10 protein-coding genes and 1 tRNA gene are annotated in these 12,964 nt (G+C 38.8%); 3 read left to right on the top strand and 8 right to left on the bottom strand.

All coding sequences use genetic code 11. The features are described from left to right. Positions 1–339 precede the first annotated feature (339 nt). The 7 genes from V7K36_RS31995 to V7K36_RS31965 all read right to left on the bottom strand — a co-directional run bounded on the left by V7K36_RS31995 (position 340) and on the right by V7K36_RS31965 (position 8,413). Positions 340–1,485 carry a hypothetical protein gene (locus V7K36_RS31995; protein ID WP_335121859.1) on the bottom strand — a complete coding sequence of 382 codons (1,146 nt, stop codon included), beginning with the start codon at positions 1,483–1,485 and terminating at the stop codon, positions 340–342. Between the two features lie 9 nt (positions 1,486–1,494). Beyond that, positions 1,495–1,932 carry a hypothetical protein gene (locus V7K36_RS31990; protein ID WP_335121858.1) on the bottom strand — a complete coding sequence of 146 codons (438 nt, stop codon included), beginning with the start codon at positions 1,930–1,932 and terminating at the stop codon, positions 1,495–1,497. A 20-nt stretch (positions 1,933–1,952) separates the two neighbouring features. Further along, entirely contained in the window at positions 1,953–4,343 is a 2,391-nt protein-coding gene (locus V7K36_RS31985; protein WP_335121856.1) for a hypothetical protein, read from the bottom strand. After that, positions 4,340–5,254 (bottom strand): PD-(D/E)XK nuclease family protein, encoded by a 915-nt coding sequence (locus V7K36_RS31980; RefSeq protein ID WP_335121854.1) that lies wholly within the window; start codon positions 5,252–5,254, stop codon positions 4,340–4,342. The genes V7K36_RS31985 and V7K36_RS31980 overlap by 4 nt, the downstream gene beginning before the upstream one ends. Before the next feature lie 67 nt (positions 5,255–5,321). Continuing rightward, entirely contained in the window at positions 5,322–5,825 is a 504-nt protein-coding gene (locus V7K36_RS31975) for a TniQ family protein (protein WP_335121852.1), read from the bottom strand. Then, on the bottom strand, positions 5,825–6,655 hold the full coding sequence (locus V7K36_RS31970) for a TniB family NTP-binding protein (protein WP_335121850.1): 831 nt from the start codon (positions 6,653–6,655) through the stop codon (positions 5,825–5,827). Before V7K36_RS31970 ends, V7K36_RS31975 begins: the two co-directional genes overlap by 1 nt. Positions 6,656–6,658: 3 nt before the next feature. Next, complete coding sequence (locus V7K36_RS31965) at positions 6,659–8,413, bottom strand: Mu transposase C-terminal domain-containing protein (protein WP_335121848.1); 1,755 nt, start codon at positions 8,411–8,413, stop codon at positions 6,659–6,661. A gap of 659 nt (positions 8,414–9,072) precedes the next feature. Between V7K36_RS31965 and V7K36_RS31960 the strand changes: the two genes are divergently transcribed. Continuing rightward, positions 9,073–10,605, top strand: coding sequence for a SagB/ThcOx family dehydrogenase (locus tag V7K36_RS31960; protein ID WP_335121930.1), 1,533 nt, complete (start codon positions 9,073–9,075; stop codon positions 10,603–10,605). 192 nt (positions 10,606–10,797) lie between these two features. Here the strand turns inward: V7K36_RS31960 and trhO are convergent, their stop codons facing one another. After that, a complete protein-coding gene (gene trhO, locus V7K36_RS31955; RefSeq protein WP_335121845.1) occupies positions 10,798–11,700 on the bottom strand; it encodes an oxygen-dependent tRNA uridine(34) hydroxylase TrhO in 903 nt (300 codons plus the stop codon). 71 nt (positions 11,701–11,771) lie between these two features. Between trhO and V7K36_RS31950 the strand changes: the two genes are divergently transcribed. Together V7K36_RS31950 and V7K36_RS31945 are read left to right on the top strand one after the other, a co-directional pair. Further along, positions 11,772–11,844, top strand: a tRNA-Ala gene (locus tag V7K36_RS31950). A gap of 470 nt (positions 11,845–12,314) precedes the next feature. Next, positions 12,315–12,761 (top strand): DUF2127 domain-containing protein, encoded by a 447-nt coding sequence (locus V7K36_RS31945; protein WP_335121843.1) that lies wholly within the window; start codon positions 12,315–12,317, stop codon positions 12,759–12,761. The last annotated feature ends 203 nt before the right edge of the window (positions 12,762–12,964 follow it).

Genomic DNA, 12,964 nt, shown 5'->3' with positions numbered 1-12,964 from the left:
ACAAACAAGTGGCGCTAGAAGCACTTTGTCAACGACAAACTATGATTCCTTTTTGGGGCGATCGCATTCATCAATAATTAAGGGATAATCTCAAAAGCTTTAGTAATCTCGCTGAAGACTTTTAGCAAAAATTCTACACCTTGGAGGATAACATTCAGTACATCACGAAGTTTTTATAAGTCCTGCTACGTGAACATTCAGGCAGAGTATTTTAGATATTTTTATTGCTTACTCATAACCACTAAAAACTAAATTGTGCCAATTAAGAGTGTAGAATGCTTAAGAAGTTTGGTTGGTTTTTAGGATTTTTTAAATGTAGACAAATATGAATAATTTTTATTAATAATTTGTGTCTTTCAACAAAACTGATTGTAACTCTGTTACTGTCTTTGTTTCCCATTTCGTATACTCTCTTGGGTTCTCATGAAATTTTTCCCATGCTTTCCGCATAAGAAATGGTAGATTGTCCTTACTATCAGGTTGCTTGTGGTAAGGAACTAGACCAACTTTTTCCCATACCTTTATTACTTGTTTAGCCAGTTGCCGTAAAATTTCATCTGGGTAACAGTATTCATATTCTCCATCAGGAGAATCTACTAGAATTAACTTAAAATGTTCCCATTCTTGAGTTATGTTTTCTACTTGTTCAGATTCTCCAAGTTCCTCTAGTGTTAATAAAATTGCTCTCATTCTTGCTTCGTCGGCAGGATGACTTCCTTCTTCCCCAAAACTTGGATAGTAAATTTCTGGATCAGATTCCAGCAACAATCTTAAATGAGACCAGCCATATGCAGAACCAACTAAGTAAGTAGCACAGATATCACAAGAAAACTCAACTATATATTCCTGTAACCATGTTTGCTCTAATAACTTAAAATGATTTTGATAAGCTATTGATGGAGTTTTATTTTTTAGGATGTCCCTTTGTTCCTTAATATATTTACATAGAATTTTTGAGAAAGGTTGAGTAATTTCTGTTTCGTAATAGTTATATAGCAAATGCCCTAATTCATGTACAAAATCTGGTATAGCTAGTAAAAAATTATCTTCACATAAAGGAATATTAATTATATTTTCTATAGGAAGTGCAGAAAAATAATCTGAACTGTGAGTACTGATTAAAGGATACTCTTCACAAGAGTAATTTACTTGCTCACAAAAGAGTTTAGCAAATTTATAAAAATAGTAATCTTTTTTATTAAAATGATATAATAAAGTGATCTTAGATGTTTCTAAAATATTTACGTCTTCTGCATAACGTCTATATGAGTTAATTTGATTTTTTAGTAGAATTTCTACACCAAAATCAGGATCATTAATAATTTCCTCTATATCATAAGCTAATTTTTCTAATTCTGTAGATACATTGTTAATATGTAATTTTAATTCTTCTGGTAAATTGTTTGAATCTTTCAAATGTTCAATTAATGTATGGCAACGTTTAAGTAATAACATTACTTGTCCGCAGAAAAATTGTGACATCATAAAATTTATCTACCTTCTTCGCAATTTGCGATATAGCCTTGTAGTTTCAGCGTCAAGTTGTTCACATAGTTCATCAAGATGAACAATAAACTTCTCTGTTAGAGGTTCATCGCCAACTAGACCCTGTTGAACTTCTTCAAGATCATTTTTATACCAAGAGATATCTCCTTTATGTTGTTCCTGTAAACGCTTAATAAAAAAGGGTGGTACTTGAGAAGGATTTTGTTCACCTTCCCCTACCCCATTACTGTCACTTAGTTGTGCAACTATTTGTCCTAAGATATTAGCAAGATAATTTCGTGCCGTAATAATTTCTTGAGCCGTTATTTTATTTGCACTCTGTAGCTTAAAGTGGTGCTTTTTTAACAGAATAATATAATCGTTAAGATTTTTGAACAAATTAGCGGTACTTTTGTATTCTTGAGAAATTATTCCAATTCCGCTCATTATCTGTCACCTCACTTATTTTATTCATCTTCATCTTCATCAGTTAAATACGCACCTCTTTCCTCTTCATCAGGCTCATCTTCACTATAAAGAGCAGCTTCATCATCAGACTCACTAGCTATAGGTTCCAGGAAAGTATCTCCTAATTTTATAGTAGCGGGATATCGAGCAGATTTGTCAGGGGCAGCCCAAGCCCCCAATTGTGATAGGCTAAAGACATCACTGAGTGCCTGTGTTATATCTAACTCTAAATTGCTATATGCAATTTTAATATGTAATGGATTTGCTGTACCTGAAAAATTAAATGGCCATCCAGTTGTACAGACAATACCTTCTGCATTATCAATTATAAAGTAGTCACCGATACTAGGATTTTCTACAGTATTACTTGGTTCGTTGGTTGGCTTGTAGTACAACCGTAAACGTGATGAACTGGTTTTGTGAATTTCTATTACTCCTACCTGAACATCTTTTACTAAAAATCCTTCTTGCTGTAAAGCATTAATTGCCTTGATAAATCCCTGATATTCTTCTACATAACTTCGCCCATCTCGATGAATGATAATTGATTTCGGGTGCAAATCTAGAGAGTTAATATCTTTCTGTAAATCTTTCTTTAGTATGCTCAGAATTTGTCTTTCTGTAAGTTTTTCTCCCTGAGCAGATGGATATGGACGAAAATAGCAATCTTTTCCCCCATTGTATATATAAGTAAATCCTGCATAATTATTGAGTACATCAATTCCTATATATACTTCATAATGCAGAGAATCTTTGAGAGCAAAAGGCCATTGACGATTAACCAACAGCATTCCTAAAGCTGTAAACCGTATATAAGAGAAATACCTTTGTTTTTGTTTTGGATTTTCATTTATTTGATATTCATTATTTTTTGATAGGAAGAACTTCTTTACATTACCTGCATCCACACATTGAAACTGCAAAGTTTCATACAATTCTCTTTTAATAAAGTTATGGAAATCAGAGTGTGCGTTCTCCGGTAGTATTAATAAAGCACAACCTCTATCAATTTCATTCTTCTCTACTTCTCCTTTAATAACTTCTACTTGCTGGCGCAAGTTTTTGGCTTTTTGGTCATCATAGATTATTTTTTTAAATTTGTAAGAATGGGGAAAAAATTTCCCCATTTGATACTCAAAATCCTCTTGAAACTTCTGAGCAATAGAGCGATGTATAGATTTAGGTATAAATATATACTGAATCTGAAGTGCGTCTCTAGTTAATAATCCCGCTTCTTTCTCTAGTAATAATTTCAACCTAGTTTTTCCATAATCTTGAATATTTATTCCTGTGTTTTCATCATTTCTGTTAATGTGTAAGATTTTATTATTACCAAAAATTAAATCAGGTATTTCAAACTTATCTATATTTTTTTCTAAAGGTTCTGCGGGTATGACTAATTTAAAACTATTGCCAAAATCAATATTCTGAAAGTATTTATCTATCAGTTCTTTGCTTTTTTCTAATCTGTCTATTGGCTTTAAAATGGAATAAGGATGCAATTTTGCCACTTTTTGATCATTAGTTTTATAGGTTTTGTAACATAAATCAGATGCTCCATATCTTTCTAGATTTTTATAAGGATATTGGTAAACAATAGCTATTGAATTTGGATCTACTTGTGTGGCAACTTCTAAATCAGAAGTAGTCGCAAATTTTTTCGTGTAATCATACACATTATAAGTTTTCTTATCTCTTTCAGAATAAAAGATTTGTTCACTAATACAGTAATCTGTAGAAGCTAAAAATTGTATTCGATACCATTGAACGCCAAATTTATAGAGAAAATGGTGCATTCTGTAATGATTTACATCTTCACCATTAATTACACGCGCCCAAAGAGATATTCTATCTACATAACGGACTGTTGTATCTAAGGATATATAAATATTTTTGTCCGCTAAATAGTGAAGACGATAAACAAAGCCTCGTAATACATCGACTTGGCTATCATCTCCTGCATTGATAGCTTCTCGAAAATAAAATGAGCCATAGCTATCATTCCAAATTTCTGGTACTTTTATTAAAGCGGAGCGAATATTATAGCTTAACAGTCTAAGTGCTAACTTGATTTGATGAGGAGTAATATCACTAAAATTCAGTTCATAGATATTGGAATCTGGTACAAGAACTGCTACGTGCGGAATTAAACGCCATTCTGTTTTTATATCCTTTGTAAGCTCAGTAGTAGCAAGGTAGACTTTGTTTCCTTGCCAATATAGACAAACAGGTTTGCATAATGAAGATGCAACCATTCCAGCTAATCGATGAAGATTTTCGAGGTAGTTTTTATTTTTCTGTGGAAGTTTAGTGACTTCCCACAATCTGTACTTATAGGATAGTTCAGATAAATTTTTGATGGCAAATAAATTTAGAACGTGATTGGTCATGAAGTGAGCCTCACACAGATTTGTTGAAAATTACAATATTCACAAGATAAATTACTATTCGCATAATCATAATCCTCTAGGTTATCGAGATTATATTTACTATCACTAGATAAAGCTTTGATTTGTGAAATACTTTGATAAATAAAATTATCTATAGTATTTATGCTGTCTTCATTCACATAATGTTTCGTTAGCTTACCTGTAAAAATATTAGCTTCAACTAGTAATAAATCTTCTGGATTATATTTTTTCCATTTCCATTTATTTAAAGCTGCTAGAGCATATAGATTTAACTGCTTGGAATAATCACTAGTTTTGCTTCGACTAACTTTCCAGTCAATAATACACAACTTATTTTTACCGTAATTCATTACTAAATCTAATTTAGCTGAAACCGGACAATTATGAATATTAAATTGTATTAAAGACTCGGTAAAATAATCATTTCCTTGCTGTAAAAATTGAATGAATCTTTCTTGAAAATATAAATATTCATAACACTGCTTTATTTGTTTATATAAATCATCAATAAATATTTGAGGGATTATGATATCATATTCGTGGTCTCGCAAAGCCAAAAATGAGTCGCCTGCTGCTTTTTTAGTGATATTAGCGTCTCTATACTTTTTCTGTTTTGAAAATTCAAACTGCTTTTTCGCCAAAGAAATTGTTTGCTCAATGAGTTCATTAACAGAGATGATTTGGTGCTTTTGTAAAGATGGTGCTAGATACTCTTCAAGAGCTTTGTGAATTAGAGATCCTCGCCATTCATCAAGGCTACTTAACTGTTTAAGTATAAATGCTTCCCGACGAAGAGTATCTTTGGCATTGTGAGATGCCATCGTTTGGCTGAAGAAGTACTGTTTTTGACACCTACGAAAACAATTATGGGTAGATATAGACCACTTCATTATCAAGAGGGTTAAGTCTTTATTTTTACATTCTCAATTATTTAGGCTGAATCGACAAGACAAAGACTCAAATCTTCTTTTGGCACTCAGTCATCTCAGCAAAGGGTGTTCTACATCTGCCACAAAGTCCATACTCCCATAAAGCAGGTATTTTAAACCTATCCTCACACTTGGGACACTTGGACAGTAAACGCAAATTATGGCGATTGCATCCCCCCGTTTCCTTAAACTGCCACTCAATCTGGTGACAAGGTGTTTCTCCATAACAAGCCCCACATAACCGAATGGGTTCATGTTGCATTCCTACTCCAGCAGGTGGAAGCATTTGAGCTAACCTGTCTGCATCTACTTCTACTACAGATGCGATCGCTCCCAACTCTTTTTGGCTAGGGCGAGGGTTAAAATGAAATCTTTCCCACCGTGCCACTACAGCACCAATCCCAGCTAGATTACCCAACCCAGCAGGAGATAAATGGTTAGCACGTCTAAACCGGCCTAGAAAATGACTCAGGCTTTCCCCTAGATAGGGTTCTATAATAAAAAGCCAAGGCTTAACATCTGGTGCTGTCATTACTTGTACTCTTTCGCCACTTCTTGTAAAACAGCCTTATCAATCTTCTTAAATCCCTTAGATAAAGAACGAATCGCTGCTTCCCTAAGAATCTCATCCAGCCGGCCAATGTAACCTTCAGTTGCCGATGTGAGAATTCGCAGCATATCCTTGCTAGTTAAATTAGAAGAAACAGGCAGCTTCAAAACTCTATCTTCCCAGGCTTGCACAGTATCTTGGAAATCTTTCCCCGATAACTTGCCGAAGCGATGACAAGCCCGAAAGCGGTTATAAACTTGTTCATCTCGCTTGATTACTGCCTCCAAGCGATCTGTTCCCACCAATACCACAGCAATTCCTAACTTGTCATAAATATCTCGCACCTCAGCAAATGTCTCTGGTTTGAGGCGATCGGCTTCATCAATAATCAGCATTTCTACCTCACACCCCTTAAGTACCTCCATCGCCCTCCCACGAAAATCAGAAACAGTTCCCTTTGTTGCCCGAAACTTGAGGTACTCAATCATCTCCTTGAATAAATCCTTAGAGCCGCATTTTTGCGGAGGCTGAATATAAACTACAGGCACAATCGGAGGTCGCCCAAGTTCTTGGTGTGGCTTGTGCCTGTACCTATAGGCATCACAGGCAACTGTCTTGCCAGTCCGTGATTCCCCAACTACTCGGCAGGATTGCCGTGCTTTGCGCTTGCCATCCAACCAATCATGGAGAGTTTTTACCTGCTGTAGCGGCACAATGCTCTTACCCTTGAGACGAGCAATTTCAGCTTGCAACCACTCATCATCCGCTTTTACCCCACCCAATTGCTTGGCGATCGCTTGAGCTTCTGTCATTGTTTAAAACCCGTATTCTTCACGAAGTTGTTCATAGTCCCACACTTCCATGTCTTCGTATTGAGAGTTAACCTCAGTGGTAGATTCCACTTCATCTGGTTCAACTACTTGGGAAGGCAAGGACTCAGTTTTACTTTCATCAACCCCAGCAGATCGCAAAACCGCCTGTTCCAATTTTTGACGCTCCTTACGGCTTTTCTTGGTTGCTACAAGAGCATCGCGGTCAACGACTTCTTGCAATAATGATTGATTACTGATAGTTTTGCCTGCGGTGCGAAGTCTGCGACTTGCTGCCTCAGCCTCATCTAATGCCAGTTGCTCTGTCTCCAAACCTTGAGCGTGAGCGCGGGTCAGAAATACTTCCTGATTGTTTTCCTGGCGATAAACCAAAATTGTTGTAATGTCTCTGGGGTCAAACCTTAAGTTGACAGTTTCTCCGGCATAACCTGCCAGATATTCTCCTCGATACATCAAGTTCTGGAACTGCAAGCAACCACCTCTTTGCACAGTGCGCCGTGACTGCTTCATTAAACAGATATCCAAATCTCGTTCTGGTATTGGTACTGGTACTGTAGGCAACCCTGCTTCCCAACGCTCAAAGCGAGTTTGATCACCCATCCGAGCATCAATACTTTGGTTGTAACGATCTACGATGTAACGCACAAGTAGCTGTTCCAGTTCTCTCAGAGTGAGCCTTGCGTCCTTCTCTGCATCTTCTGGGCGTTCCTGCACATTAGATCCGGTGTACCCAGGAAGCGTTGAAAATAGTTGGTCATTTAATGTTTTGAAAGGACGTTCTACTACTCCACCTTCAGAAGGGCGATCACGTAAATGACAGACAAACCCTAACTGCGCCCCAATCTGACTTAAATGGTTAGAGCGAAAGTCTTTACCGCCATCAGTATAAAAATGTTCTGGCTTACCATAGGTTCCCCACTCACAATGCAGTTTGTACTCGAAACCATACTGTTTGGGTAGAATTGCATGGCGTAATGCTAATGCTACTACCCCAGAACTGGGCGCATCAAAGCCCAAATTGATACCCATAATGCAACGAGAGTAAGTATCAATTACTGTTGTTAGCCAGGGACGACTGAGCAATTCACCATGTTTATCTACGAGCAACACATCTACGCGGGTATGGTCACATTGCCAAACATGGTTACTGTAATCAACGGATAAATCTTTTCCTTCACGAGTTTTAACTGAAAGCGTTGTCCCTCTCCATCCAGGGCTACGAATACTCTTAGTTTTTTGTTGTTTTTCCAAGATGGGCGCTAATACCCGTAACACGGTTTTGTAATTGGGCGGCTTAGAGTCCTTTAATTCACGGGCTTTAGCCTCGACTCTGAGAGCAACTTGTTTAGGCGTCATACGTTTACTACCCTTGTTACCCTCGTTGTAAGTTTTGGTAATGAATTTTTCCCAAAACTCACCAATACGATGTTTTCCTTTATCAGCCCTACCTGTTTGAGTGAATCCGACTAAACCATCTTGTTCCCAGTTTTTTACCAACCTTTGTACCGTTCGCAACGATACATTTAGTTTCTCTGCTGCTTCCCGCAACTTTTGTCCATAAGTTGTGCGATCGCAGGGTTCCAGTAAACTTTGGATTACCTCTAGCTTGAGTTGGGCTTCCTCTGAGAGTTGTGTCACAATTACAATCTTCTCAAGAGTTGTATCACTTTCTCCTAGTAAGCCTTCCATAGGAATTGCCGAGGTATGAACAGCTAAATCAGAGTTTTGCTGACTGTTCATAATACATATTTTTTTTATAAAAACATATTGTTATTCTAATTTAACAGAAAGCGACAGTCAATTTGTCATTATGAAAATACACAAAAGCTTTTTTCTCTCTGATGAAGCGACAGCTAATTTGTCACTATTACAGGAAATGACAGCTAATCTGTCACTGCCAAGATGTTATCTTAATACTGCTAAACCGCTATAACCTATACTGAAAAAGGATTCCATGGATGACATTAATTTGTCACGACGACATTTAATTAGTCACTGTACAGTCGCAAATGACAAATCCTGATTTTTTCGCTTATACATAAACAATTTTTTTGTCAAGTTTAATTCATAGGGCTTACGCAAAAGTATTCTGTGTGCAACTTTCTCTCAAACCTAACCCCCAAGCCCAACCCTAAAAGGGTTAGGGAACAAGAATCAAAACCTCTCGACCTTTCGGGGAGAGGAATGGAAGCGGGGTTTTAAGAATAAGTCGCACATTGCGCGTAAGTACTAGGCAATACAGTTCAGTTAGCGCCTGCCTCCCCAATGCCCAATGTCCCAATACAGTTGTTACTAATTACCACTTTGTGACTCTGAGGATTGTACCAATTGACACGAAATAATCGGGCTAATGAATGCCAAGATCAGAAAAAGGATGCCCCAAGGATATTAAAAGTACTATGCCAGAATTACACCAATCAATTGCCCAGCATTATCACGAACGGACTAAATACAACCCTGAGACTCTCGCCTCCAAAAATCAAGGGTTAGACTGGGCTAAACAGCCAGTGCCCTTCAAAGAGTATAAAATTGGCTCTACTTTTGATCTCAAACCCTATATCCAAGAAAAACCAGAGACATTTGCTAATAACCCAGATGCTCAATGGTGGCAAAGACTTTCAAGGCTGCTGTTTCGCAGCTATGGATTGACGGCGAAAATGCCTTCTATGGGTAGCGCGGTGTATTTACGGGCTGCTCCCAGTGCCGGCGGACTATACCCTGCCGAGGTGTATGTGGTTTCCCGTGGCACGTCGTTATTGCCGCCCGGACTGTATAACTACCAGTGTCGGACTCATTCCCTGATGCATTATTGGGAAAATGATGTTTGGCAAACTCTCCAAGCAGCTTGTTTCTGGCATCCTGCTTTAGAAAATACCCAACTAGCAATTATTGTCACTGCGGTTTTCTATCGTTCTGCTTGGCGCTATGAAGATCGGGCTTACCGCCGGATTTTTCTAGATACGGGACACCTGTTGGGAAATATCGAATTGGCTGCTGCGATTACTGACTATCGCCCCCATTTAATCGGCGGTTTTGTGGATGAATCGGTGAACGATTTGCTTTATATCGATCCGCAACAAGAAGGTGCGATCGCTATCTTACCTCTGGCAGACTTGTTAGATGTCAATCAAAATTTGCCATTGGGATGTACTGCTTTACCTTCCGCCACCGAAACCAGTTATCCTCAAATCCCCGATGGTGAATTGCTGGCATATTTCCATCGACACACCCAGATCCAATTAGGTATAACTGGCAATCTCAATCTACCAACTATCAAACAAGAAAAATCTTTGGAGGATAAATACAATTTTCCATTCTGTTTAAAAATTCCTACCACCACTACGCCTATAGACTGGGGAAAAAATCTGTCAGAACTGGAAATCACTATGTACAAGCGACGATCTACCCGCGCTTACAATGGTGAGGATTTAACTTTCGATGAATTGAAAAGTTTACTCGATTTCACTTACCAACCGCAAAATTACATTGATCAAAGTTTAGATATTTCTCCAGACTACTTTGATCTAAATTTAATCGAAACATTCATTGCTGTTTGCGGAGTTCAAGGATTAGAAGCGGGTTGTTACTATTACGCACCGAAAGCCCAAGAATTACGCCAAATTCGGTTTAAAAACTTTCGGAGAGAGTTGCATTTTCTCTGTTTAGGACAAGAATTAGGGCGGGATGCAGCAGCAGTGTTATTTCATACAGCCGATCTGAAAGCTGCGATCGCCCAATATGGCGATCGCGTTTACCGTTACTTACATCTGGATGCCGGTCATTTGGGACAACGCCTGAATTTAGCGGCAGTCCACCTGAATGTCGGCGTCAGTGGAATCGGTGGATTCTTTGATGACCAAGTGAATGAAGTTTTGGGTATTCCTGCTGATGAAGCTGTTCTATATATCACTACATTGGGACGCTCAAGATAAAAAGAATCTCAGAGGGGCTATTTCGTTCTAAACATAAACCGCCCCGAACTTTAGTTCGGGGCTAATAGCTAAAGTCCGTTAAAACGGACTATAACCTTTTCTCAGTCGTCTTGAGACGACTTTCGCTATTAGACTCAGAATTCATTCTGAGGCGGGTTAGATGAGAATGAAATAGCCCTAGATTCGTTCCGCTTATTTCAGGTTATTAACTTGGGTTTGGTAGTGGCGCCATTTTTGCTGCTGACGCGCTCTTTTCTCCTCGGTGAGGCTATCAAAACAATAGGGACAGGAGATACCTTGCTCATACTTTGGAGCCACCTTATCTTCTTCAGAAATCGGACGTCCACAACAGAAGCACCGCTCACAACTCCCTTCCTCCAACCCATGACTGACAGTTACCCGCTCATCAAAGACAAAACATTCGCCTTCCCATAAACTTTCCTGTGCTGGAACTTCCTGCAAATACTTGAGAATGCCACCTTTGAGATGATAAACTTCAGCAAAGCCTTGGGCAAGCATGAAGGATGAGGCTTTTTCACAGCGAATACCGCCTGTACAAAACAGAGCAACCTTTTTGTGTTTAGTTGCGTCGAGGTGGTGTAGCACATAATCGGGAAATTCCCGGAATGAGCTAGTTTGGGGGTTTTCTGCTCCTTGGAAAGTACCGATATTCACCTCATAATCATTGCGGGTGTCAATCAAAGTTACCTCTGGATCACAAATCAAATCATTCCATTCCTGGGGATTGACATAAGTGCCAACTTGCTCAGTTGGGTCTATTTCAGGCAACCCCAAAGTAACAATTTCTGGCTTCAACCGCACCTTCATCCGCTCAAAGGGCTGGGTTTCGGTATAGGATTCTTTGGATTCTAGGTCTGCTAAACGGGGATCATAACGCAGAAAGCAGAGAACAGAGTCAATCGCCTGACGCGAACCCGCAATTGTACCGTTAATGCCTTCTTGTGCCAGCAAAATTGTCCCCTTGACATCTTGCGCTTGGCAGTAAGACAGTAGAGGATCTAGTTTCTCGGCAAAATCTGGCAGCTTCACAAATTTATACAATGCTGCGACAACTTGGATATTTTCTGGCTTCATCCTTTTGGTAATGGAACAATATAAGGTAGAATCACAACGGCAACCAAAGTTACCTACTATTTTAATTTTATGGGGGTTTAGCTCAGTTGGTAGAGCGCCTGCTTTGCAAGCAGGATGTCAGCGGTTCGAGTCCGCTAACCTCCATTGCAGATGTTTTGTTAAAATGTGCGATGCCTGCGGTGGTAACAGAGCAGTTCGGCAAGTTCACTGTGCCACTTGCCGAAGTGCGGGCTACGCCTACGCACATACAATGTCAATCAAAACCTTATTCTCTATAAAGAAATAGGGTTATTTTCGCTGCTAGGCAAGGGGTTATATCATGTTCGCTTGATTGCTTATTAAACCCGAAGAACCCCACCCCGCCAAAGCTATGCTTTGTCTCCCCTCCCCGCCGGCGGGGAGGGGATTAAGGGGTGGGGTGCAATGACTATGGGAATCACAACGAATTACCCGGACATGATATTAGGGGACAGGGAAGTTGATATTGCATCCAATTGCCCGTTGGGAAAAGTGGAAAGATCGGGCGATCAAGAATTGCTACAATAAGCGTCTTAGTTGGCATCATCGAGAGCCAGTTACTCAAAGTTGGACTTATATATACTTAAGGGGGTTGTTTGAAAAAACGTCCATTGGGATTAGTGGTAATTGTTCTCTACAAAACATTTACCGCCTTGCTGCTTATGGCTACTTCGATCGCGTTATTATTGACATTAAAAAATTATCAAAATCTAGAGGCTTTTTCAGATGATTATGTTTTAGAAGGTAAATCGATAATTATTGATTGGCTTTTAAATAAAGTTCTCAACTTAAATCCCCGAACCTTGGCATTTAGCGGCATTGGAGCAGGAGTCTATGCTATTGTTACTAGTATTGAAGCCGTTGGTTTATGGTATGAAAAGCGTTGGGCACATGTCTTGGTGTTGGGACTTGTGGGTATCAGTATTCCGCCAGAAATTTATGAATTGATTCGAGGCTTCTCTACGATAAAAATATTGATTCTTGTATTGAATTTAGCAGTGTTTGGCTATTTATTCCGGAATTTTCCTAAACATCCAAAGTAATACCAATTCAAAATTCAAAATTCAAAATTAATAAAGCCTGATTTACAGCAGTTTTCATGTATTTGAACCACATCTGTTGTAGGGGCACAGCAATGCTCATTGGTGTCAACTTACAGCAGTTTGCGATCAAATTCACCACAAAAAAAGCTATCTAATAGGCTCAAAAAACAGACCACAATGATTAAACCAATTTAGAGCATTTT

It is taken from the genome of Nostoc sp., from assembly GCF_036919555.1.
GTDB lineage: Bacteria > Cyanobacteriota > Cyanobacteriia > Cyanobacteriales > Nostocaceae > Nostoc.
This window is presented reverse-complemented; position numbering and strand designations above follow the sequence as displayed.

Bases quoted from the DNA above. Each gene is read 5' to 3' on its own strand.
- V7K36_RS31965 (WP_335121848.1), bottom strand. From the start codon at position 8,413: ATGAACAGTCAGCAAAACTCTGATTTAGCTGTTCATACCTCGGCAATT.
- V7K36_RS31960 (WP_335121930.1), top strand. From the start codon at position 9,073: ATGCCAGAATTACACCAATCAATTGCCCAGCATTATCACGAACGGACT.
- V7K36_RS31995 (WP_335121859.1), bottom strand. From the start codon at position 1,485: ATGATGTCACAATTTTTCTGCGGACAAGTAATGTTATTACTTAAACGT.
- V7K36_RS31985 (WP_335121856.1), bottom strand. From the start codon at position 4,343: ATGACCAATCACGTTCTAAATTTATTTGCCATCAAAAATTTATCTGAA.
- V7K36_RS31990 (WP_335121858.1), bottom strand. From the start codon at position 1,932: ATGAGCGGAATTGGAATAATTTCTCAAGAATACAAAAGTACCGCTAAT.
- V7K36_RS31970 (WP_335121850.1), bottom strand. From the start codon at position 6,655: ATGACAGAAGCTCAAGCGATCGCCAAGCAATTGGGTGGGGTAAAAGCG.
- V7K36_RS31980 (WP_335121854.1), bottom strand. From the start codon at position 5,254: ATGAAGTGGTCTATATCTACCCATAATTGTTTTCGTAGGTGTCAAAAA.
- trhO (WP_335121845.1), bottom strand. From the start codon at position 11,700: ATGAAGCCAGAAAATATCCAAGTTGTCGCAGCATTGTATAAATTTGTG.
- V7K36_RS31975 (WP_335121852.1), bottom strand. From the start codon at position 5,825: ATGACAGCACCAGATGTTAAGCCTTGGCTTTTTATTATAGAACCCTAT.